The sequence below is a fragment of the Sphingomonas mangrovi genome (assembly GCF_047975845.1).
GTDB lineage: Bacteria > Pseudomonadota > Alphaproteobacteria > Sphingomonadales > Sphingomonadaceae > Sphingomonas.
The window spans coordinates 1-22,048 of record NZ_JBIUCZ010000038.1; the positions used below are offsets into that span (position 1 = coordinate 1).

Genomic DNA, 22,048 nt, shown 5'->3' on the forward strand with positions numbered 1-22,048 from the left:
CGATCCGCAGAGCCCGTGGCAGCGCGGCACCAACGAGAACACCAACCGCTTGCTGCGTCAGTACCTCCCCAAGGGCCTCGACCTCGCCACCTTCAGCCAGGCCCAGCTCAGCGCCATCGCCCGCCAACTCAACGAGCGGCCCAGAAAAACCTTGCTCTACAAGACGCCAGCTGAGACCTTCGCCCAAGCCGTTGCGACCACCGGTTGAACCCACAACCACATTTCGGCGTCAAGACGGCGGCTGCGGCATTTGGCCGGTGCGTTCCGTCTTTCCTGCCGATGCGCGCTGGCAGCGACGGGCGCGATCCGCCGGCTGTGCAAGCGCCGCGCCGCGCCTATAGTCGGGCGAGGCTCGCACCCCTCCTGTTCGCGCCGCTGTTGGTCGCGCTTTCCCCGGTAGACGAAGCGGCGCTCGATCCGTCCGAAGTTCGCGAGGTCGACGCGATCGAGTGCCGTCTCGACGCGCCCAGCTATCAGCGGTTCGCGATGGCGCTCGAAGGCGAGGAGGATCTCGCGCGGAAGCGCGGCTGGAAGAAGGTCGCGTCCGCCAACCCGCTGCTGCTCGAATACGATCTGCCGGCGCCGATCGTCGTGGCGGGGGACTACCGCACCCGGCGCATCGGTTTCTCCGGCAGCGGCATCCTCGCGATCCTCGACCTCGCCGATCCCGCGGTCGTCGCGAACCGGGAGCGGATCGCCAACGCCGCCGACATCGAGCCGATGATCGATGCCCTGGTCGCCGAAGGCCGCGTGACCCGCGCCGAGGCCGAGCGCAGCTTCCGCTTCCGCAAGTTCCTGGGCGAGCGGGTGGTGGCGGACGTAACCGAACCGGCAAAGGACGGCGAGACCTTCGGCAGCCACACCGTCGTCGCGCGCAGCATCTCCAATGCGACGACCCACCCCGGCAAGACCTTCTACGGCTGTTCGTACCGCATCGAGATCCTCGACGCGGACGGCACGCCGCTCTGACGGACCGGTGCTTCGGCTAAATCTTCGGCGCGCAGGACTATTCCTCGCCTGGCCCGACGCTTGGCAAACAGTGTTCGAACGTCCAGCCCGGCGAGCCAGTTCTCGTGCGAGGAACGCGTGGATTCGACGAAACTCGATCCGGCGGTTGCACTGCCGATTTCCGCCGATACTTTCGGCGGATCTGCGGCCGGCAGATCGATCGATCGTGAAAGCGGCGCCCGCGTCGACCGGAGCACGAAGGAGCCCATGTGAAGCTTGGTCTGACGATGCTGATGATCGGCGCACTGGCGCTGGGCGGCTGTGATCTCGAACCTCCGCCGGGCAATTCCGTCCCGGATGCGGGCGCGGCGATGGAGCAGTCGATCAAGCTCGACAGCTACGATGGTGTCCTTCCCCGAGACGACAACTTCGGCTTCGATCCCGTAAACACCTTCCGTCGCTATGAGGCGTACGACATTCCGCGGGCGAAGCCGGAGGTCGAGGTGTCGCTCTATCCCATCGGGCTGCGCCGGATCGTCGCGGATCTGCGGCAGGTTCGCGCGATGCCCGGATCGCTGCCGGACGTCGACGCCGCCGTCGATCGTGCGCTGCCGGTGCTCGACCGGCTGCTGGCGCGGATGCAGCGGCTCGACAGCTATTACGTCACGCGCGGCCCGCTGGCCGACCAGCTGGCGCGCGGCCGCGCCGAGCATCCGCTGCTGGTGGCCGACTTCAAGGCGGCGATCGCCGTGTGGGAGCCGCTCCTCGCCGCCTATGACGCCGCCCGGGATGCCGCCCTCGCACGCTCGGCGGACTTCTACCGCCGCGAAAAGCGGATGGTGGAGTATTACGACGTCCGCATCGTCCAACAAGCGACGGCGCTCGCCAAAACCATCGACACGCCGGCGGCGGCGCGCGATCCGGAGCGGGTGAAGGCAGCCGAAGCGATCGTCGCCGACCTGCTCGCGCTGATCGAGCGCGACCGTGCCGCGCGGGCCGGGCAAGCCGAGCGTGCCGAGCGTGCCGAGCGTGCGCGGAGCCCGGATGTCGCCCTCGTGGATCTCGCCGGCGATAGGGTGATCGACAACAGCGTCCCCCAAGATGCCGAGCAGATGATCGGCGCGTGGCGCGACCTTCGCCATACGCCCGACGACAAGCACCACGCGGCGCTGCGCGAGGCCTATGCGAGACTCCGGTCGATGCGGGCGTTGCTTTGATTTCCGGCGATCGCGCGATCGACCTGCCGCTCGGGCGGCTGTGCCGGATCGGCTTTCTGCTGTGCGTGTCCTTCTGGGTACCGCTGGGGCTGATCCTCGGCGTCGTCGACATGTGCGGCGCCGGTACGATGACCTGGGGCAGCCAGCAGGTGCCGCGCCTGCTTGCGGTGCCGGCCGGCATGGCGGGCGGGTTCATCGCCGCGCTGCTCAACGACGCGCTGCTTGCGATCGGCGCGGTGGTGCTGGTGACAGTCCGAACGCTGGCGCGGCGCTTCAGGCGGTAAGGGGGGACGGGGCTCCGGGGCGATGGCGGACCCGGGCGGCCGTTGAGGCTGGCGGCCAGATCAACGCTGAATCGCGCCACCACCTCCGTCATTCCAGCGGAAGCTGGAATCTCCTGCCGCATGCGCGCGCCCCTCACCACGAGATCCCAGCTTTCGCTCGGATGACGGGTGGGGCCGCCCTTACACCGCCGCCGCGCCAGCACGACGCCTCACCAGAAGCATCCGAATCGGACAAGCTTTCACCCCCTGAAGCGGTTCGCCTGGCCGTCCTTTGTCCGGGGCCTTCCGCCGCCGCCGCGCTGGTTGAACCCAGCAGTCACTCCGGAATGAAGCGAAACCACGCTGGCTCGATCAATTCCGGCAGGAGCATCGTGTCGCAACGGGCTATGTTCGGAGACGACCGGTGCAACGCCGGCATCAGCCTATCGAGGGGCGTGCGCGGCGACGAACGGCGGCGAGCAGCGGCAGGGGGCGAGGGGAGAGGCATTGGTGGAAGCGCTGCGCAGCGATCCCGAGAAGCAGGCGGTGCGGGCAAGTGGCGTCCGCGACCGCTATTTCCTCGTCCGTCTGGCCGTCCACGCCGGCAAGCTCGCCGTGGCAGTGGCCGAACCGGAGTCGATCGCCGATGGCGCGTCGGCCGCGGGGTTCAATGCGCCGCCGTCGGACGGCGTAGACGGGATCGGAAAAGCGGACGGCCTGGACGGAACCGGCACCGCGGACGGAGCCGGTGCCCCGAGCAGCATGGACGCCGTCGACGGGGCGCGCGCGCGCGCCCGGCTGATGATGGTCCGAGTCGACGGCGAGACGGGGGCACTCGACGTAGTCCCGCTGCTCCGCGCCCAGCACCGCCGCGGTGCCACGGCGCCCGCGCGCATCCTCGAGCAACTGTCGCGGCGCGAGCGCGAGGTGCTGGAACATCTCGCGCGCGGCGCGCCGAACAAGGTCATCGCCCGGCTGATCGGCGCGTCGGAGGGAACGGTGCGGGTCCATATGAAGTCGCTGATGCGCAAGCTGCGCGTCGCCAATCGTACCCAGGCCGCGGTGCGCGCGGTCGAACTCGGCGTCGCGTCGCCGCCCTCGGCTCAGGCGGAAACGGCCGGCGTGCGGCCGCGCCGCTCCGTATAAAGCACTACCCCGCTTGGCGGAGTGACGACACCGGCGGGCGGCCGGTACAAAAACGGGCAGGGCGTACGCCGCCCGCAGCATCGGACGGGGCCCGGGGGACAAGGGGCCTCTTCGGAAAGGATCGTTCATGCAGGGGCGAGACGATTTTCACAGGACCTTGACCGTCCGCGAGCGCGAGGTGCTCGAACTGGTCATCGCCGGCCTCTCCGCCAAGGAGATCGCGCTGCGGCTCGGCATCGCGCCGCGCACGGTGGAGTGCCACATCGACCACCTCCGCTCCAAGACGCAGAGCCGCAACCGCGCGCAGATGGTCGCGAACGCCGTGCGCGCGGGGCTGCTCGCCGAGGAACGCGCCAGCCTCGCCTGAGCCGCCGTCCGCGAGCCGATGCCGCGACCGGCCTTGCCTTCGCCGGCAAACGTCTCTTGAACCGCGCCGGACGGTACCGGCAGGGTGCCGAGGCAAGGGAGACGGCGGATGGCGCGCAGGGTTCGGTGGTTGGGAGTCGTCGCGGCGGCGATGCTGGCGGGAGCGACTCCGGCGGCGGCGGAGACGATCCTGTTCGTCGGCAACAGCTTCACCTTCGGCGCGAACTCGCCGGCGTGGAAATATCGCGCCGACAGCGTCACCGACCTCAACGGCGAGGGGATCGGCGGGGTGCCGGCGCTGTTCAAGCGCTTCGCCGAGCAGGCCGGGCTCGACTATCAGGTGTCGTTGGAGACCGCGGGCGGGCGCACGCTCGACTGGCATTGGCAGAATCGCCGCGACCGGCTCGACCGCGCCTGGGACCATGTCGTGCTGCAGGAATACAGCACGCTGAGCCCGGAGCGTCCCGGCGATCCCACCGCGACGATCGCGGCGGTGCGGCGCTTCGCCCGGCTGTTCGCCGCGCGCAACGCGAAGGTCGACCTGCGGCTGATGGCGACCTGGTCGCGCCCCGACCTGGTGTTCGCCAAGGCCAGCCCGTGGCGGGGACAGCCGATCGCCGCGATGGCGCGCGACCTGCGCAAGGCCGTCGACCGCGCCGCCGCGGCGCGTCCGGGCATCCGCGTGCTGCCGGTGGGCGAGGGCTTCAACTGCGCGATCGCCCGGGGCGTCGCCGACGCCAACCCCTATGACGGCATCGCTTATGGCCAGGCGCCGCTCTGGTCGTACGATCAGTACCACGCCAGCGCCTATGGCTATTATCTGGAGGCGCTGGTCGTCTTCGCCGAAGTGACCGGCCGCGATCCCCGCAGCCTCGGCCGCGACGAGACCGCGGCGATCGAACTCGGCATCGGCGGCGACATGGCCGCACGGCTGCAGGCGGTGGCGTGGGAGGCGACGCGGAAGGGGACGACCTGTCGGTAGGGGAACGTAGGTAGCTGTTCCCCGGCGGAGGCCGGGGCCCAGCTGGGTAGGCGGCCGAGGGGTTGCTGCGCTCGCAATCCTTCTCCCAACTGGGCCCCGGCCTTCGCCGGGGTACGGTGGAGAGAGCGGGGTTGCTTCCGTGCAGATGCTCGCGCCGTACATGATCCCAGCGGTAGCTTTGGATAACCCTGGGTTCGCGCCCTGCGCGGAAAACAGGGGAGGTTACTGCGCCTCCGCCAGCAGCGCCCGCGCCTCCGGGCCCGTCCAGTCCATCGCCCCCATCACCCGCCAGAGCTCCTTGCCGTCCGAGTCGTACAGGATCGTCGTCGGCAGGTTCGCCTCCAGCCCGGTCGAGAGCCCCAGCTTGGGATCGGCATAGGCGGCCAGGTGCGTCCAGCCGTGCTTGGCGAGGAACGGCGCCGCCGCGGCGCGGCCCTGCAGGTCCTGGCTCACCGCCACCACCGCCAGCGTAGCGCCGCTGCGCGCGGCGAGCGCGTCGAGCGTCGGCATCTCCTTGATGCACGGCGCGCACCAGGTCGCCCACAGGTTGAGCAGCACCGGCTTGCCGCGGAACGCCGCTAGGCTGATCGGCGTGCCGTCGGGCGCTTCGAAGCCGGTTTCCGGCGCGGCCTCGCCCTTGTGGCTGCGGTCGGGCGTCCCCGCCTGGATCGGCGCGGTCGCGTCGCCCGGCGCGGAGACGTCGGGCACGGTGCCCGCTTCGTCTTGCTCGGGCGGGGCGGGTCGCCTATCGCAGCCGCCGGTCAGCAGCAGCGTTGTGGCAAGGAGAAGCGCGATTACCGAGCGCAAGGCAGGCTCCAATTCGATGTGGGGCGGGCGCTTCGCCGAGGGGCCCTCGGCGGTGATGCGCGAGATAAATGCCTCGATCCCGTTCGACAAGCGCATGTGGCGACAGGATATCGCCGGATCGCAGGCGCACGCCGCGATGCTCGCCGCGCAGGGCATCCTGACCGCCGAGGACGCCGAAGCGATCCGCAGCGGCCTCGACGGCGTTGCCGAGCAGTACGCGCGCGACGGCGTGGCGGAAGACCTCGCGCTCGAGGACATCCACATGCAGACCGAGGCGCGGCTGGCCGAGGCGATCGGCCCCGCCGCCGGCCGCCTCCACACCGCGCGCTCGCGCAACGACCAGGTCGCGACCGACTTTCGCATGTGGGTGCGCGACGCGATCGACTCGGTCGATGCCGCCCTGGGCCAGCTTCAGGACGCGCTGATCGCGCGGTCCGACGAGCATGCCGACACGGTGATGCCGGGCTTCACCCACCTCCAGGTCGCGCAGCCGGTGACGCTCGGCCACCATCTGATGGCCTACCACGCGATGGTCGCACGCGACCGCGGCCGCTTCGCCGACGCGCGCGCTCGACTCAATCGCTGCCCGCTGGGTGCGGCGGCGCTCGCCGGCACCGGCTTTCCGATCGACCGTGAGGCGACCGCGCGCGCGCTCGGCTTCGACGGGCCGACCGACAATTCGCTCGATTCGGTCTCCGACCGCGACTTCGCGATCGAATATCTGACCGCCGCGGTGCAGGCGTCGCTGCACCTGTCGCGCATGGCCGAGGAGTTCGTGCTCTGGGCGTCGCAGCCGTTCGGCTTCGTCGCGCTGTCCGACGCCTGGTCGACCGGCTCGTCGATCATGCCGCAGAAGCGCAACCCCGACGCCGCCGAGCTGGTGCGCGGCCATTCGGGGCGCATCCTGGGCTGCATGACGGCGCTGATGGTCACCATGAAGGGCCTGCCGCTCGCCTATTCGAAGGACATGCAGGACGACAAGCCGCCGGTGTTCGAGGCGACCGACCTGCTCGCGCTGTCGATCGCGGCGATGACCGGCATGGTCGAAAGCGCGACCTTCCGGCCCAAGCGGATGCGCGCGGCGCTGGAGGCGGGCTTCCCCACCGCCACCGACCTCGCCGACTGGCTGGTGCGCGAGGCGGGGCTGCCGTTCCGCGAGGCGCACCACGTCACCGGCCGCACCGTCAAGCTCGCCGAGGAGCGCGGCGTCGCGCTCGACGCGCTGCCGCTCGCCGATCTCCAGGCGATCGACGCGCGCATCACCGACGGCGTCTATACCGTGCTGACCGTCGACGCCTCGGTGCGCAGCCGCACCAGCTTCGGCGGCACCGCCCCGGATCGCGTCCGCGCCGCCGTCGCCGCAGCGCGCGCCGCCCGCGCCGGAGAGGGTGCATGATCCGCCGTTCGCTGCTGCTCGGCACCGTGCTGCTGGCGCTCGCCGGCTGCGGTGCGCGGCGCGACCTGCGCCCGGCCGAGGGCGAGTCGCTGCCGCCTGCGCCCTATGGCGCGAACGCGACGCCCACGCCCGGCGAGCTGCTGACGCCCACCACGCAGCAGCGCCCCACCCGCAGCGACGAGCTGCTGCGCGAATCGACCGAGCGGCAGGACGATCCGTTCGACATCCCGCCCCGCAACTGAACCGGAACCGATGGACAATTTCCTGCCGCGCGATGGTGCGCTCCATGCCGAGGACGTGCCGCTGGCGGCGATCGCCGAGGCGGTGGGCACCCCCGTCTACGTCTATTCGACCGCCACGCTCGCGCGTCACGTCGCGGTGTTCCGCGAGGCGCTGTCGGGCATGGACGACCCGCTGATCGCCTTTGCGGTCAAGGCCAATCCCAACGGCGCGGTGCTGGCGACGCTCGCCCGCGCGGGGCTGGGCGCGGACGTCGTCTCGGGGGGCGAGCTCGCGCGTGCGCTCCATGCCGGCATGCGGCCCGCCGACATCGTCTTCTCGGGCGTCGGCAAGACCGCGCAAGAGATGGCGCACGCGCTCGACGCCGGCATCGGCCAGTTCAACGTCGAGTCCGAGCCCGAGCTCGAGATGCTGTCGGAGGTCGCGGTCGCGCGCAGCGTCACCGCGCCGGTGGCGATCCGCGTCAATCCGGACGTGCTCGCCGGCACCCATGCCAAGATATCGACCGGCGGCGCCGACAACAAGTTCGGCATCCCCTACGATCGCGCCGCCGCCGCCTTCGCGCGTGTCGCCGATCTGCCGGGGCTCGAGGTGCGCGGCGTCGCGGTCCACATCGGCAGCCAGCTGACCGACCTCGCGCCGCTGGAGGCCGCGTTCGGCCGGATGGGCGCGCTGATCGCCGATCTGCGCGCCGCCGGCCACGCCATCGCCACCGCCGATCTCGGCGGCGGCCTGGGCGTGCCCTACGATCCCGCCAAGTCCGCGCCGCCGTCGCCCGCCGACTATGGCGCGATGGTGCGGCGCGCGACCGCCGGCTGGGATGCGCGGCTGGTGTTCGAGCCCGGCCGCCTGATCGTCGCCAACGCCGGCGTGCTGGTGTCGCGCGTGATCCGCGTGAAGCAGGGGACCAACGCCCCGTTCGTGATCGTCGATGCGGCGATGAACGACCTGCTGCGCCCCAGCCTCTACGACGCCTATCACGCGATCGAGGCGGTCCAGCCCACCGGCGAGCACGAGACGGTCAACGTCGTCGGCCCCGTGTGCGAGACTGGCGACACCTTCGCCACCGGCCGCAGCATGGACCGGGTCGCGGCCGGCGACCTCGTCGCCTTCCGCACCGCCGGTGCCTATGCCGCGTCGATGTCGAGCACCTACAACTCACGCGCGCTGACGCCGGAAGTGCTGGTTTCGGGCGATCGCTTTGCGGTGGTGCGCGAGCGGCCGACGATCCAGTCGATGGTCGAGGCGGACGTGCTGCCGGCCTGGCTCGCCTGACATGATCGGCCTGCCGGTCCTGCTGCGGCTCGCCGGCAGGCCGGTGATCCTCAAGGGCACCGGCGCCGCGGCCGACGCCAAGCGCCGGCTGCTCGAACGCGCCGACGCTGAGGTGGTCGAGGACCATCCCGACGCGCGGCTGGCCGTCGTGGCGATCGCCGACGAGGGCGAGGCGCACGCCACCATCGCCGCGCTGCGCGCCCGCGGCGTGCTGGTCAACGCCGTCGACCGGCCGGCACTGTGCGACTTCACCCTGCCGGCGATCGTCGATCGCGACCCGCTGCTGGTGGCGGTGGCGACCGGCGGCGTGTCGGCCGGGCTCGCCGCGGCGGTGCGCCAGCGGATCGAGACGGCGCTCCCCGCCGGCCTCGGCCGGCTGGCCGAGCAGCTCCATGCCGCGCGTGCGGCGCTGCGCACGCGCTTCCCCGACGGCGACGCCCGCCGCCGTGCGCTGGGGCAGGCGTTTGCCGCCGGTAGCGCGCTCGACCCGCTCGCTGCGCACGACGACGGCGCCGTCGCGCGCTGGCTCGACGCGGCCGATGCGCCGGCCGCCGAGCAGGTCCGCATCGCGCTCCGCTCGCCCGATCCCGACGACCTGACGCTGCGCGAGGCGCGGTGGCTCGCGCGCGCCGACCGGCTGGTGCATGCCTCCGACATCCCGCCGGCGATCCTCGACCGCGCCCGCGCCGATGCCGAGCGGATCGTCGGCGACACTCCGCCCGCCGACGCGCCAGGCATCACCCTCGTGCTGGAGATGCTGCGGTGAACGGCTTCGCGATCCGGGTGGCGGACGGCCGTGCCCAGGCGATCCCGCTGGAGGCGGCGCTCACCGCCGAGGGCGCGCTGGTCTGGGTGCACCTCCACGGCGACGAGCCCGAACTGCGCCCCTGGTTGGAGGGGGTGGCGGGGCTGCCCGCCTATGTCGTCGATCCGCTGGTCGCGGTGGAAACCCGCCCGCGCTGCACCCCACTGGAGAACGGCGCCTTCGTCAACCTGCGCGGCCTGTCGCTCGACGAGCTCGCCAGCTCCGATCCGCTCGCCTCGGTGCGCCTCTATGCCGCCGCCGGGCGCGTCTATTCGGTCACCCGCCACCGGCTCACCGCGATGCCCGCCGTGCGCGAGAGCGTCGAGCAGGCGCGCGTTGCCGACCCCGGCGACCTGATCGTCGCCTTCGCCGAGGAGATCACCGACGAGCTCGACCCGCTGGTCGCCGACTTGGGCGACACGCTCGACGACTGCGAGGGAGAGCTGAGCGCCGATCGCGTGTTCGATTTGCGCCGCGTGGTCAGCCGCACCCGCATCCAGGCGATCGGCTACCGCCGCTTCCTCAGCCCGCAGCGTGCCGCGCTCGAAAAGCTCGCCGCGCTGCCCGGCGACTGGCTCGGCGCCGACGACCGGCTCCACCTCGCCGCCGCCGCCGACAAGGCCGCGCGCATGGCGGAGGAACTGGAGGCGATCCGCGAGCGCGCCGCGCTGATCCACGAGACGCTGACCGACCTGCGCGCCGAACAGCTCGACCAGCGCTCACTCCAGATCGCGATCGTCGCGATGGTGTTCCTGCCGCTGACCTTCCTCACCGGCCTGCTCGGCATGAACGTCGAGGGCATTCCGTTCGCCCACGCGCCCTGGGCATTCGCGGGAGTCATCGGCATCTGCGTGCTGCTGGCGGCAGCGATCACCGCCTGGTTCGTCCGCCGTCACTGGCTGAACCGGTAACGGCAATCGCATGTCGCGCTGCCGGCAAGCGCGCGGATGCACCGCCCCGAACGCGTTGGCATCGCGAGGCGGCGATGCCGACGTCGCGAGGGGACGGATCGGTCAACACGCGTCGCGGCGTTGCTGCGCAGACGGGATTGCTGGCCTCGCTGCGGCTGCTACGCTGCTCGGGTGACCTCGCGCTACGCCAACTCCCTGATCTGGTTGCTGGTGATCGCGGCATATCTGGCACGGCCGTGGTCCTGCATGGCGGCGTTGCAGCTAGAGGTCAGGCCCCCCGACAACCCTTACGGCAGCGTCGACCCGCATGGCTTCGGCGTGCTTGGCGCGATGATCACCGCCTTGGTGCTGATCGGTCCGGTGTTGTGGCTCCTGCTCCAACGCCGCCCGGACGATGTCGCGAAGATGGTACCGGCCAGGCGCGTCGTCGCAGTGATGCTGGTCGTCGCCACGCCGATGCTGCTCCAACTCACCTATCTGCGCATGCCGCTCGCCTGGTGCTGGCCGGTGATCGTCACCTCGGGAATCTGGGCGGCCGTGGCGCTCGCCCTCTGCCTGCGCACGGCTCCGGGAGCGCTTTCCGTCCACGGCGCATTCGACCGCTTTCCACGGATCGCTTGGTCGCTCGTGGCGGCGATCGGCCTGGGCAAGATCGCCCTGCTCGGGTCGGCACTCGCCTGACAGGCGCACCGCCTCACACGTCGACGCTGTCGTACACCACCACGCGATCCCACAGCCCCTCGCACGCCGCCACGAACGCCTTGTGGATTGGATGCTCCTGGTAGCGGCGCTGATCCTCGACCGAGTCGAAGACCATCAGTTCGGACACCTGGTAGCTGCTTTCGACCACCGAGCGCTGCTCGGTCGCGGCCGGCACCCCGATCCGCAGCTCGCGGATTTGCGGAATCGCGCGCAATGTCCGGAGGCCGGTGATCAGCTTCTCGGCATCCGCCTGGGACGCGGGGTTCTTCAGCCAGAAGAAGACGTGATGCACGATCTGCTTGCGCGCACCCGCCGCGGCGGCGGCCCCGCCCGCGGGCGCCAGGCCCAGCAGCAGGAGCAGGCCCATCCAGCGCCTCCGGTTTGCGACCATATCCCTCGTTCCCCATCACGCAGCCTGCGCAAGGCCGTAGCTGCGGATGGTGCCACGCCAGGACCCGGATGACGAGCCGCAAACCACCCCTTGTCGTTCGGACCTGCGCCGATCAGGATACGGCGTGCGCAGCTCGATCCCCGGATTCTTCCTGTCCCTTCTGGGCCTCGATCCGGCCCCTGCCGTGCCGGACGGCTTCGGCCAGAGCATCGGCGCGGATCTTCGCTACCTGCTGCGCTTTCGGCGCTGTCGTCGCATTCCGGTCGCGTGGCGCCGCCCGACTGCCGCGGAGGCGAAGGCGCTCGACGCGGACCCGCTGATCGGCCGCTTCGGCGATACCACCATCGCCGTGGCCGACGTGGCGGGGCGTCGCTGGAGCGTGCGCGAGCAGGACTGGTACGGCTGGCCCGATCCGCCGCGCTTCGCGTGGTTCGCGATGGAGGAGGGGGGTGTCTGGGCCGCCGCCGACTTCAACCGGTGGCCCGCGCGGTGGCAGGCACCGCCGGCAGAGGCGTAGCGCCCTTACCCTGACCCGCCGACACCGCGCGGGACGGCTTCCGTCTTGCGTCAGCGCCGCCCCACGAACCCCATGATCTGCCGCACCATGATCGCGATCTGCGGCTCGGCCTCGTGGATCGCATCTGGGCTGGCGAGCGTGTTGATCGCGACCCCCATCGGCGTCGGCCAGCCGCGCAGCGCATGCGCGACGGTGCGCAGCGTGCCCAGCGTCGCCACCGCCGCCTGCCACCCGGCCGCGGTCGCGACGATCCCGACCGGCAGCCCGTCGAAGTAGACGCGCGCGTCGTTGCGCAGCAGCTCGACGTGGTCGAGCGCGTTCTTGACGAGGCCGGACAGCGTGCCGTGATAGCCCGGCGAGCCGACGACGATCCCGTCGGCGTCGCGCAGCGTTTCCAGGAAGGCGGCGATCGTCGGATTGTCCAGCGCGCCTTCGGGCTCGTAGTTCGGGAAATCGATCGCCGGGCCGGTCAGCAGCGTGGTGCGCGCGCCGTGGCGCTCGGCCTCCCGGAGCGCCAGTTCGAGCGCGCGCGCGGTGCCGGAGCCGGTGCGGAGCGTGCCGCCGATGGCGACGATATGCGGTTGCTTCATGGCGCCCGCGCTACCGCAAACCCTGCCGCCGCGCCAGCGAGCCGGCAGGAAGGGCGCGCGTCACCAGCGCCGCCGCTTTTCAGAGAGGCCCATCGACGAACTCTACACGTCGAGCGCTTTACGTCCCTTATTGGGGGGAGAGCGGACGGTCTGCTCGTCAGCGACAGGCACCTAGAGCTGATAGCCATATCGTGCTTTGTTGTTCGGACATCACATCCGGAGACCGAGGATGGTTCTGTTCGCTCTCGCTGGGATCATTCTTGCTGCTAACGTCAGTCCGCCTGCCTCGGTGGGCGGCGCCACCCCGGACGGCAACTGGGCATCCGACTGTCAGCCGATCGGTAAAGGCGGAAGACATGGGCTCGTGACACGCATCACAATCCGCGGGAATCGTGTTGAAGCGCACGCGCAGATGTACGCCACAAGCCAATGCCAAACTCCGACATTCTACTTGACCTATGCGGGACGTTTCACGACACGGCCCGACCGCGACGGGAGCATTGAGCTTGATCATACCGTCCGATCAATCACGTTGACCGCTCAAGCGGCCGATGTCGTCTCGCAGTACAATCTGGAAGGTGATCACGGCTGCGGATTGAAGGGGTGGCAATTGAACACCGGGAAGTCGGTGGCAGGCAAACGCTGCGATCCGTTCTCTTTTCCGACTGAGGGCACACCCCTTCACGACAAGGTTTGGATTGACGCGGACGGTTTGCGCTTCGGGGCCTTTCCGATGGTGTGGACGAATATCAGCGCCGGTAAGCGCCCGACGCAACCTTTGCCGACGATCTACCGCAGGGTTGCAGATTGAGGTCCGCGCTGTCTGGTATGCCGGAATCGGCGCTCAGGTTGAGCAGCCGGAACGACTGAGATGGGGCGCTTTCTGCCGGTCCGGTTCCGCTGAAGGGATTCGGCCTCCCCCTCAGAAGAACAGCTTGCGCACGCTGATCCGCACCGTCCGGCCCAGCGGATCGACGAAGCCCGGCTGATAGCTCAGCGGCACCTCGCCCGCGGCGTTGGTGACGCGCTGGCGGCGGTCGAACAGATTGTCGACCGAGAAGGTGACGCGCGTGCCGCGGAGCCAGGGATGGTCGCGCACCAGCGCCGGCTGCTGCCCCAGATTGGCGAACAGCCGCAGGTTGGCGGTGGCGAGCGCGCCGAAGCGCAGCCGCTCGCCGCCGTCGGCGCCGCCGTTGACTTCGGTCGCGCTCTGCCAGTTGGCGTTGACGCGCGCGCCGATGCCGTTGACGACATAGCCGCCCTGCAGCTCGACGCGGTGGCGCGGCTGGCCACCTCGGCTGCCGGTGGCCGATCCGTCGAGCAGGTCGAGCTCGGGCAGGCCTTCGCGGATCAGGATCGAATTCTCGAACTGCCAGGTGTGATAGGCGGCGAACTGGAGGCGCCCGCCACCCCCGCCGCCGCCACGGCCGCGCCAGCCGCCACCGCCGCCGGGCCCGCGTCCTCCGCCCCGGCCGGCGCCGCGCCCTTCGCCGCGCGATTCCTCGCCGCGCGGCGGGGCGGTGCCCGCCGCTTCCGCGGCCTCGCGTTCGGCGCGGCGCGCCTCGCGCGCGGCCTCTTCCTGCCGCTGGCGCTCGGTGACGATCGGCTTGGAGAAGTTGAACCCCCAGCGCAGCTGGCTGCGCGAACTGCGCGCGAAGTTCACCGGCCGCGTGTCGACGCGCAGCAGCGTGCCGTCGTCGCCGCGGGTGAAGCGGTCGGGGAACGCCGCCTCGATCTCGGCAGTGGCCGCCGGGAAGCCGGACACGGGATTGTCGATCCGGCTCGACACATAGTCGGCGGTGACGTTGAGGTCGGTGTCGCGGATCGGGCGCAGGTTCAGCCCCGCCTTGAACACGCGGCGGCTGTCGCCGCGCAGATTGGGGTTGCCGCCCTCCACCTGCGTCACGTCCACCGTCTCGCCGAGAACATAGTCGAAGATGCGGACGTTGGGCGTCACCAGCACCGGGTTGCCGAGCTGCTGCGGGCTGGGCGCGCCCTCCTCGTGCGTCACCGACACCAGCAGGCGTACCGGCTCCGCGGGTTGCCAGTTGAGCCCGTAGCCGAGCGTCGTCTGGGTGCCGAAGTCGGAGAGCTGCTCCACCTCGGCATTGCCGTTGAGCGACAGCCGGCCGAGGAAGGGAAGCACCCCGCGCGAACTGCTCGCGATCGGCAGGTCGATGTTGGCGCGCGCGGTGCCGCTGTCGCGGCCGATGTCGGTGGCGGTCTCGATGCCGGAGCGCAGCGATTCGCTTTCCAGGTCGGTGGTGTTGCCGAGTACGCGGAAGCTCGCGGCGGCGCCGCCGGCGGGCAGCTCGAACAACGTGCCCGCGGCCAGCGCGTCGATCGCCGCCACCTGCGACACCGACTTGGCGCGATCGGCGGTGCGCGCATAGCCGCCGAGTGGACCGTAGGGGCTGGCGTCGGGATCGCCCGCGTCGATCGCCGCCTGAAGATCGTCGGTGTCGAGGCCGCGCTCGGTGAAGGTGCGCGATTCGTCGCGCTGGTAGCTGGTGTTGAGCGACCAGCGCCAGCGGCCGATGTCGCCGTTGAACGCGGCGGTGGCGTTGCCGGTCCAGCTGCGGTTGCGGCGTTCGAGCGGATCGACGTCGGCATAGCGATAAAGCGTGGTGTCGCTGGCGAAGGGGGAGAAGGGGCTGCCCGCCGGCAGGTCCAGCGCGACGCCCGGCAGGCCGAGCAGCGCATGAGTCTCCGTCCGCTCCAGCCGCACCGTGCCGGTCGCGGCGACGTTGCCGAACACGCTGGTGCTGTAGACCGCGTTGCCCGCCACCCGGTCGGTCGAGGGCTGGAGCGTGCGGAAGGGCGAGGTGTCGGTGACGTTCGCGACATTGGCGGTGCCGGCGAAATCGGCGAGGCCCGGGTTGGCGATCCCGGCGGGAACCCCGGCGAGCGTCACCGGCGTGCCGGCGAGCGCGCTCAGCGCCGGGTCGATTTCACCGCGGCCGCTCGCGCTGGTGACGTTGCCGGCCAGATCGTAGGGGCGCCGCCCACCGCTGGTGGGGACGATGTCGCGCTCGCTCTCGTAGAGCTTCGAGATCGTCTCGGCTTCCAGGTTGACGTTGAGCCGCCCGGCGTCGTTGATCCGGGTGAGGCCCGCCTCCGCCTCGAACCGGTTGCTGCCGCCGGCGGTGGGGATACGGTCGGTCAGCTCGCCGGTGATGCTGCGGAAGCGCGGGCGCAGCACGAAGTTGACGACGCGCTGGTCGGCGCGGAATCCGAACTTGAGCGCGGCCTCTTCCGGCAGGATGTCGACGCGCAGGATCGCCTCGGTCGGCAGGTCGCGGATTTCCTGGAAGCCGCCGGTGCGGCGGCCGTTGACCAGCACCACCGGCGCGCCGCCGCCGTCGCGGCCGCGCCCGCTGCCGGTCTGCGGCGCCAGTTCCTCGAGCAGCTCGGCGACCGAGCTCACGCCGTAGGAGCGGATGTCGCCCGGCGACAGCTGGATCTCCGGCGGAATGTCGCCGGGGACGGTGCCGGGCGGCGTGCGGCCGGTGACGACGATGTCGGCGCCCTCGGTCTCCTCCTCGATCACCTCGGGCGGGCCCGAGTCGGCGGGGTCCTCGGGCACGGGGGTCTGGGCGGGCACCGGATCCTGCTGCGCGGCCGCGAGCGCAGGGCTGGCCACACCCAGCAGCAACCATGCTGCCGTCGACATCGGACGCATTCGATTCTCCTTCACGCGCACCGGCGCGCTGCCTTGCCGGCACCGCGATGCACCAAGCGGTGCATCCCTGATCCGCGGCTCTAGCGACCAATTGTCGCAGAAGTTTCGCGCGGTTGCGGAGAGAAGGAATATGTTTCGCCGGGTGTCGCGGCGATGAACCGCTCCGGGGCGAGGCCGCGTGCGGCGACCGCGGCACGCAGCCGCTCGACCGGCTCCTCGCGCGGCTCGTCGGTCAGCTGGAAGGTGCCCCAGTGGATGCCCAGCGCATGGCCTGCGCCCAGCGCCTCGAACATCGCCACCGCTTCCTCCGGGTCGGCGTGCTGCGGGGCCATGAACCAGCGCGGCGCATAGGCGCCGATCGGCAGCAGCGCGACGTCGGGCGCGCCGTGCGTCGCGGCGATTGCGCGAAAGATGCCGCCGTCGCACCATCCCGAATCGCCCGCGAAATAGACGCTGCCCGCTGGTGTCGCGATCCAGTGCCCGGCCCACAGCGCCATCCGCCGGTCGCGGGCGCCGCGCGCCGACCAGTGGTTCGCCGGCACCAGCGTCGTGGCCGCGCCACCGGGCAGCGCGATGCGGTCGCCCCAGTCGCCCGCGATCAGCGTCGCGTCCGGCACGCCCTTGCGCACGATCGCGTCGTTGCCGAGCGGCATCGCCATCACCGGCCGGTCGCGCGCGTGCAGCCGCCGCAGCGTCGCCATGTCGAGATGATCGTAATGGTTGTGCGACAACAGCACCGCGTCGATCGGCGGCAGCGCGTCGAACGCGATGCCCGGTGCCGTCACCCGCTTCGGCCCGGCGAAGGCGAACGGGCTCGCGCGGTTCGACCACACCGGGTCGGTGAGCAGGTTCACGCCGCCCGCCTGGATCAGCAGCGTGGCATGGCCGACCGCGGTGATCGCCAGCCCGTCCACGCGCGGCGCCGGCACTGCCGGGGTGATCGCCACCGACTTCGGCCAGCGCGCCGGCCGCTCCGCCAGCTTCCACTTCAGCACGTCCGACAGCGGCCGGTCGACGTTCGGCTGGCCCGGATTGAAGAAGCGGGTGCCGTCGAAATGGTCGCTCGGCGGTCCGTTGTAATAGCGGTTGCGTGCCATGCTCAGCCCTGCAGCTCGGGCGGCGGGGGCCCGCGGAACGCGTCTCGGCCCTCGACCGGATCGAGCTTCACCGGCCGGCCGGTGCGGGCGCTCTGGTAGATCGCCTCCATCAGCAGCTGGTCCTGCACCCCTTCCTCGCCCGACGTATGCGGGCGGCGGTTCTCGCGCACGCAGCCGGCCATGTGGTCGAGCTCGGCCGCGAATTGGTTGGTCTCCGGGATCACCAGCTCTGTCCTGGCCGTCTTGCCCTCCTCCAGCCGCGTCACGCTGAGCTGCTGGCCGGTGTAGGAATAGGCGTTGGGCATGTCGATCGTGGCGTCGGCGAAGTTCAGCCGCTGGTGCTTGTCGTCGCGCGCGCCATAGCTGGTCAGGCAATTGGCGACGAAGCCCGAGGGGAAGCGAAGCGTGAACGACACCGTCTCCTCGACCTCGGCATAGCGCGGGTCGTTCGGCGGGCTGTACTGCGTGGCCCACACCTCGACCGGCTCCTCGCCGGTCAGGAAGCGCGCGGTGTTGAGGCAGTAGAGCCCGATGTCGGGAAGCGACCCGCCGCCGGCCAGCGCCTGCTTGTGCCGCCACTGCTCGGCGCCGTTCGCCGCCACCGTCTGGACGTTGGTCGCGGTCATGCCGACCAGCCGCCCCAGGCTGCCGTCGCGCACGAAACGCTGCGCGCGCCGGTTATGCGGCTGGTACTGGATGCGATAGGCGATCATCAGCCGCACCCCCGCCTTGTCGCACGCCGCCACCATCGCGCGCGCGTCGGCCGAGCTGGTCGCCATCGGCTTCTCGCACAGCACGTGTTTGCCCGCCGCCGCCGCGCGCTCGACGTACTCGCGGTGCATCGCGTTGGGCAGCACGACATAGACCACCTGGATCGCCGGATCGTCGCGGATGCGGTCGAAGCCCGCATAGTCGTAGCAGCTGGAGGCGGGCACGCCGTACTGGCGCGCCACCGCCGCCAGCTTGTCGGGCGTGCCGGAGACGAGTGCCGTGAGCTTCGCCTGCTTCGATTCGGCGAAGGCGGGCAGGATCTCCTCCAGCGACAGCCGGCCGAGCCCGACGATCGCGAAGCCGACGCGCTGGTCGTCGGACAGCGGCGCCGGTGGCGGCGCGGAGGGCGCATCGGCCGGCCCGCGCCATTCGGGGAACACGACCTTGCCGCCTTCCACCCGGCCGGTGTCGACCGGGCTCGGCGGCACATAGCGCCGCCGCTCGGCGCCTTCCGCCGCCGCGCCCGCACCGCCGCCCAGCAGCAGTCCGCCGGCCCCGGCGCCCGTCAGCTTCAACATCCCCCGCCGATTCCAGCGCCCGCCTGCCTCGGTCATTCCCGTTCCTCATGCTCGTGTCGGGCAGGGAACGCGTGGATGGGAGATTGGTCGCCTCTGTCGGCCTGCGCCGAATCGGTTCATGCTCTCGCCCGCGACTCCGATGGAGCGGCAAGGAGACGGCTCGTGCGCGTGATGGTGTTGGTGAAGGCGACCGAGGACAGCGAATGCGGTATATTGCCCACGCCGGAGGCGTTCGCGGCGATGGGCCGCTTCAACGACGAACTGGTCGCGGCGGGCATCCTGCGCTCCGGCGCTGGCCTCAAGCCCACGGCGCACGCCAAGCGCATCGCGTTCGACGGCGTCGACCGGGCCGTCAGCGACGGTCCCTTCGCCGAGACGCGTGAACTGGTCGCCGGCTTCTGGCTGTGGGAGGTCCGGGACATGGACGAGGCGGTCGAATGGGCGAAGCGCTGCCCGAACCCGATGCCGGGCCCGAGCGAAATCGAGATCCGGCCCTTCTACGAAATGGCCGATCTGGTCAGCGCGTCCGGAGACGATGCGCGGGCGGCTCGCTGATCGCCGCCGGCGATCGCCTCACCCCCAGTAGCGCACCCCGCCCGTCATCGCCTCCGCCACGCCCGTCGTGCCCGGGAACGAGATCGGCAGCCCGCGCACCGATCGCGCCGCCAGATAGGCGAAGGCTTCCGCCTCGATGAAGTCGCCGCGCATCCCCAGCGTGTCGGACGAATCGACGCGGCCCAGTGCCTCGGCCAGCATCGCCATCATCACCGGGTTGTGCCGCCCGCCGCCGCACACGATCCAGTGCCAGTCGGCCGGGTGCTCGCCCAGCTGCGCGCGGCAGGCCGCGACCGCGGCGACCGTGAAGGCGGTGAGCGTCGCCGCCGCGTCGGCGTCCGACAGCGCCGCCACCGAGTCGACCGGAAAATCGTAGCGGTCGAGCGACTTGGCGCCCCGGCGGGTGAAATAGGGGCTCGCCATCAGCCGTGCGACGACGGCGGGGTCGACGCTGCCCGCCGCCGCCAGCCGGCCGCCGTCGTCGTAGCGGCCGAGCCCGCGCGCCTGCACCAGCTGGTCGATCAGGCCGTTGCCCGGCCCCACGTCAAACGCGGCAAGACTCCCGTCGCGGCTGATCGCGGTCACGTTGGCGACCCCGCCGATGTTGAGGAAGGCGACCGGCCGGTCGCAGCCCGCCCAGTCGGCGAGCGCGGCGTGGTAGACCGGCGCGAGCGGCGCGCCCTGGCCGCCCGCGGCCAGATCCGCCTGGCGCAGGTCCGCGACCACCGGCACGCCCAGCGCCACCGCGAGGGCGGCGGGATCGCCGAGCTGGATCGACAGCCGCCGTTCGGGCCGGTGGAGCACCGTCTGGCCGTGGAAGCCGACCAGCTCGATCGTGCCCGCGTCGGGCTGGGCGAGCAGCTCGCGCGCGGCGCGGACGTGGACGTCGTGGATCACCCGCTCGGCCTCGGCGAAGCTCGCCGGACGCGGGCCGCGGCCGTCGCTCGCCACCGCATCCTCGGTCGCGCGGACCAGCGCCTGGCGTTCCTCGGGCGCGAACGGCAGCATCAGCGCGGGGCCGAAGCCGGTGAGGCCCACGCCGTCGGTTTCCAGGATCGCGGCGTCGACGCCGTCGAGCGAGGTGCCGCTCATATATCCCAGCACGCGCATTTCCGCTCTCCCGTCGCAAAAAGGACGCTCGCCGCGCCGCTGCATCGGCGTTAGCCTGCCTGCGTCCCCAAAGCACAGCGCGCGGGGGGACGCCAGCGCGGGAGAAGGCACATGGCGGAGGAACGGTGCGAGGTGCTGGTGGTGGGCGCGGGGCCTACCGGACTGCTGGTGGCGCTGCTGCTGCGGCGACAGGGGATCGACGTGCGCATCGTCGACCGCGCCGCCCAGCCGACGCAGGAATCGCGGGCGTTCGCGGTGTCGGCGCGTACGCTGGAGCTGTTCGCGAGCCTCGGCCTCGCCGAGACGATGCTCGCGCAGGGCGTGATCGACAGCGCGATCGACTTCCACGTCTCGGGCGAGCGGGTCGGCGGGCTCGACTTCGATCACGCCAGCGCCCCCGATACGCCCTATCGCTTCATCCTCATGCTGCCCCAGGCCGCGACCGAGGCGGTGCTGATCGACGCGCTCGACGACGCCTGGCTCGCGGTCGAGCGCGAGGTCGAGGTGACCGGCTTCGTCGAGGAAGCGGACGGCATGCGCGTCGACGCACGCGATGCCGGTGGCGACCCCATGACGCTGCGCGCCGCCTATGTGATCGGCGCCGACGGGGCGCACAGCATCGTCCGCCGCACGCTCGACCTCGCGTTCGAGGGCGCGAAATACCCGCAGAACTTCCTGCTCGGCGACGTCGCGGTCGACTGGCCGCTCGACCACGCCCGCTTTCGCGTGTTCGTCCACGGCGACCGCATCGGGCTGTTCTTCCCGCTCGACGGCAGCGGCCTGTCGCGGGTGATGACCACCGACCTCACCGCCGATCCGGAGCGGCGCGACGCGCCCGAGCTGGCGCTCGACGAACTGCAGGCGGCGTTCGCGGGCGCGACCTGCCTGCCGGTCACGCTGTCGCGGCCCGAATGGCTGACGCGCTTCCGCACCCATCACCGCGTCGTCGACCGCTATCGGCAAGGCCGCGTCTTCGTCGCCGGCGATGCTGCGCACATCCATTCGCCCGCCGGTGGCCAGGGAATGAACACCGGGCTTCACGACGCCGCCAATCTCGCCTGGAAGCTTGTCGGCGTGTTGCGCGGCGGTGCCGACGACGCGCTGCTCGACAGCTATGGCGCCGAGCGGCTGCCGGTCGCGCAGGAGGTGCTGCGCTTCACCGACCGCATCTTCAGCGCCGCCGCGGGACAGGCGGGGTGGCGTGCCTGGCTGCGGGACGCGCTCGCGCCGTTCGTGGTCGGCCCGGCCTCGGCGCTCGACCTCGTCCAGGATCGCGCCTTCCGCAAGTTCGCGCAGATCGACATCGCCTATCCGGCAGGCGCCGCGGTGGCCGACGCCGCCAAGGGGCCGGGCCCGCGCCCGGGCGAGCGCGCACCCAACGCCCAGCTCACCCGCCATCGCGACCTGTTCGACCTCCTCGCCGGCTATCGCTTCCACGTCGTCGCGCTCTCGCGCCGGCCGCTGTCGGGAGAGGACGCTGCGGCGATCGGCGCCGAACTCGCAGCGCTGCGCGGCGAGCGCGTCGCCGCGCACCTGATCGCGCGACTGGCGGTCGGCGTCGAGGCGGCGGTCGAGCGGGTCGAGCGCGCCGATGTCTTCGACCGCTACGGCCTGGCCGACGACGCCGCGCAGGCGCTGCTGCTCGTCCGCCCCGACGGCCACATCGCCTGGCGGGCCGAGAGCCTCGACGTTGCGGGCTGCGCCGCGTTCCTCCGGCAGCTCGGGGGCGGCTGACAAACCACCGTTCCCCGGCGAAGGC

Annotated in this window: 24 protein-coding genes; 17 read left to right on the plus strand and 7 right to left on the minus strand. The window is 71.3% G+C overall.

The features are described 5' to 3' along the window. The 7 genes from ACBY01_RS15070 to ACBY01_RS15100 all read left to right on the plus strand — a co-directional run. Positions 1–208: transposase (locus tag ACBY01_RS15070; RefSeq protein ID WP_416461768.1), on the plus strand; the 208-nt coding region annotated here is incomplete at its 5' end. 107 nt (positions 209–315) lie between these two features. Beyond that, entirely contained in the window at positions 316–969 is a 654-nt protein-coding gene (locus tag ACBY01_RS15075) for a hypothetical protein (protein ID WP_416461769.1), read from the plus strand. Positions 970–1,217: 248 nt separating this feature from the next. Further along, positions 1,218–2,165, plus strand: a complete 948-nt coding sequence (locus ACBY01_RS15080) for a DUF3829 domain-containing protein (RefSeq protein WP_416461770.1) — start codon at positions 1,218–1,220, stop codon at positions 2,163–2,165. Continuing rightward, the gene (locus tag ACBY01_RS15085; protein WP_416461771.1) at positions 2,162–2,449 is read left to right on the plus strand and encodes a hypothetical protein; all 288 of its coding nucleotides are present in this window, start codon (positions 2,162–2,164) and stop codon (positions 2,447–2,449) included. The genes ACBY01_RS15080 and ACBY01_RS15085 overlap by 4 nt, the downstream gene beginning before the upstream one ends. A gap of 489 nt (positions 2,450–2,938) precedes the next feature. Continuing rightward, the gene (locus ACBY01_RS15090) at positions 2,939–3,574 is read left to right on the plus strand and encodes a response regulator transcription factor (protein WP_416461772.1); all 636 of its coding nucleotides are present in this window, start codon (positions 2,939–2,941) and stop codon (positions 3,572–3,574) included. Between the two features lie 157 nt (positions 3,575–3,731). After that, complete coding sequence (locus ACBY01_RS15095) at positions 3,732–3,941, plus strand: response regulator transcription factor (RefSeq protein WP_416461773.1); 210 nt, start codon at positions 3,732–3,734, stop codon at positions 3,939–3,941. A 108-nt stretch (positions 3,942–4,049) separates the two neighbouring features. Then, a complete protein-coding gene (locus ACBY01_RS15100; RefSeq protein WP_416461774.1) occupies positions 4,050–4,922 on the plus strand; it encodes an SGNH/GDSL hydrolase family protein in 873 nt (290 codons plus the stop codon). Positions 4,923–5,144: 222 nt separating this feature from the next. Here ACBY01_RS15100 and ACBY01_RS15105 read toward each other — a convergent pair whose 3' ends face one another. Then, positions 5,145–5,630: a TlpA family protein disulfide reductase gene (locus ACBY01_RS15105; protein WP_416461775.1), complete on the minus strand. Its 486-nt coding sequence runs from the start codon at positions 5,628–5,630 to the stop codon at positions 5,145–5,147. A 115-nt stretch (positions 5,631–5,745) separates the two neighbouring features. Between ACBY01_RS15105 and argH the strand changes: the two genes are divergently transcribed. The 6 genes from argH (at position 5,746) to ACBY01_RS15135 (ending at position 11,037) form a co-directional block, all read left to right on the plus strand. Further along, positions 5,746–7,125 carry an argininosuccinate lyase gene (gene argH, locus ACBY01_RS15110; RefSeq protein WP_416461801.1) on the plus strand — a complete coding sequence of 460 codons (1,380 nt, stop codon included), beginning with the start codon at positions 5,746–5,748 and terminating at the stop codon, positions 7,123–7,125. Further along, positions 7,122–7,367 carry a hypothetical protein gene (locus tag ACBY01_RS15115; protein ID WP_416461776.1) on the plus strand — a complete coding sequence of 82 codons (246 nt, stop codon included), beginning with the start codon at positions 7,122–7,124 and terminating at the stop codon, positions 7,365–7,367. The genes argH and ACBY01_RS15115 overlap by 4 nt, the downstream gene beginning before the upstream one ends. A 10-nt stretch (positions 7,368–7,377) precedes the next feature. Continuing rightward, the gene (gene lysA, locus ACBY01_RS15120; protein WP_416461777.1) at positions 7,378–8,640 is read left to right on the plus strand and encodes a diaminopimelate decarboxylase; all 1,263 of its coding nucleotides are present in this window, start codon (positions 7,378–7,380) and stop codon (positions 8,638–8,640) included. A gap of 1 nt (position 8,641) precedes the next feature. Continuing rightward, positions 8,642–9,406 (plus strand): precorrin-2 dehydrogenase/sirohydrochlorin ferrochelatase family protein, encoded by a 765-nt coding sequence (locus ACBY01_RS15125; RefSeq protein WP_416461778.1) that lies wholly within the window; start codon positions 8,642–8,644, stop codon positions 9,404–9,406. Beyond that, the gene (locus tag ACBY01_RS15130) at positions 9,403–10,356 is read left to right on the plus strand and encodes a zinc transporter ZntB (RefSeq protein ID WP_416461779.1); all 954 of its coding nucleotides are present in this window, start codon (positions 9,403–9,405) and stop codon (positions 10,354–10,356) included. Before ACBY01_RS15125 ends, ACBY01_RS15130 begins: the two co-directional genes overlap by 4 nt. Before the next feature lie 171 nt (positions 10,357–10,527). Beyond that, positions 10,528–11,037, plus strand: coding sequence for a hypothetical protein (locus tag ACBY01_RS15135; protein ID WP_416461780.1), 510 nt, complete (start codon positions 10,528–10,530; stop codon positions 11,035–11,037). A 13-nt stretch (positions 11,038–11,050) separates the two neighbouring features. Here the strand turns inward: ACBY01_RS15135 and ACBY01_RS15140 are convergent, their stop codons facing one another. After that, positions 11,051–11,425, minus strand: coding sequence for a Dabb family protein (locus ACBY01_RS15140; RefSeq protein ID WP_416461781.1), 375 nt, complete (start codon positions 11,423–11,425; stop codon positions 11,051–11,053). Between the two features lie 148 nt (positions 11,426–11,573). Between ACBY01_RS15140 and ACBY01_RS15145 the strand changes: the two genes are divergently transcribed. Next, positions 11,574–11,966: a hypothetical protein gene (locus ACBY01_RS15145; protein ID WP_416461782.1), complete on the plus strand. Its 393-nt coding sequence runs from the start codon at positions 11,574–11,576 to the stop codon at positions 11,964–11,966. Between the two features lie 50 nt (positions 11,967–12,016). On the opposite strand, the gene ACBY01_RS15150 is transcribed toward ACBY01_RS15145, so the two are convergent. Then, on the minus strand, positions 12,017–12,556 hold the full coding sequence (locus tag ACBY01_RS15150; RefSeq protein WP_416461783.1) for an NADPH-dependent FMN reductase: 540 nt from the start codon (positions 12,554–12,556) through the stop codon (positions 12,017–12,019). Positions 12,557–12,785: 229 nt separating this feature from the next. Here ACBY01_RS15150 and ACBY01_RS15155 point away from each other — a divergent pair, with 229 nt between their 5' ends. Continuing rightward, entirely contained in the window at positions 12,786–13,367 is a 582-nt protein-coding gene (locus tag ACBY01_RS15155; protein WP_416461784.1) for a hypothetical protein, read from the plus strand. Between the two features lie 111 nt (positions 13,368–13,478). On the opposite strand, the gene ACBY01_RS15160 is transcribed toward ACBY01_RS15155, so the two are convergent. The 3 genes from ACBY01_RS15160 to ACBY01_RS15170 form a co-directional block, all read right to left on the minus strand. Then, positions 13,479–16,238 (minus strand): TonB-dependent receptor, encoded by a 2,760-nt coding sequence (locus tag ACBY01_RS15160; RefSeq protein WP_416461785.1) that lies wholly within the window; start codon positions 16,236–16,238, stop codon positions 13,479–13,481. An 80-nt stretch (positions 16,239–16,318) separates the two neighbouring features. Further along, on the minus strand, positions 16,319–17,335 hold the full coding sequence (locus ACBY01_RS15165) for an MBL fold metallo-hydrolase (protein ID WP_416461787.1): 1,017 nt from the start codon (positions 17,333–17,335) through the stop codon (positions 16,319–16,321). A gap of 2 nt (positions 17,336–17,337) precedes the next feature. Further along, positions 17,338–18,660: a Gfo/Idh/MocA family protein gene (locus ACBY01_RS15170; RefSeq protein WP_416461788.1), complete on the minus strand. Its 1,323-nt coding sequence runs from the start codon at positions 18,658–18,660 to the stop codon at positions 17,338–17,340. A 126-nt stretch (positions 18,661–18,786) separates the two neighbouring features. Between ACBY01_RS15170 and ACBY01_RS15175 the strand changes: the two genes are divergently transcribed. Continuing rightward, positions 18,787–19,179, plus strand: coding sequence for a YciI family protein (locus tag ACBY01_RS15175; RefSeq protein ID WP_416461789.1), 393 nt, complete (start codon positions 18,787–18,789; stop codon positions 19,177–19,179). Positions 19,180–19,197: 18 nt separating this feature from the next. Here the strand turns inward: ACBY01_RS15175 and ACBY01_RS15180 are convergent, their stop codons facing one another. After that, the gene (locus tag ACBY01_RS15180) at positions 19,198–20,289 is read right to left on the minus strand and encodes an anhydro-N-acetylmuramic acid kinase (protein WP_416461790.1); all 1,092 of its coding nucleotides are present in this window, start codon (positions 20,287–20,289) and stop codon (positions 19,198–19,200) included. Between the two features lie 111 nt (positions 20,290–20,400). Here ACBY01_RS15180 and ACBY01_RS15185 point away from each other — a divergent pair, with 111 nt between their 5' ends. After that, positions 20,401–22,023: an FAD-dependent monooxygenase gene (locus ACBY01_RS15185; RefSeq protein WP_416461791.1), complete on the plus strand. Its 1,623-nt coding sequence runs from the start codon at positions 20,401–20,403 to the stop codon at positions 22,021–22,023. Positions 22,024–22,048: the final 25 nt, after the last annotated feature.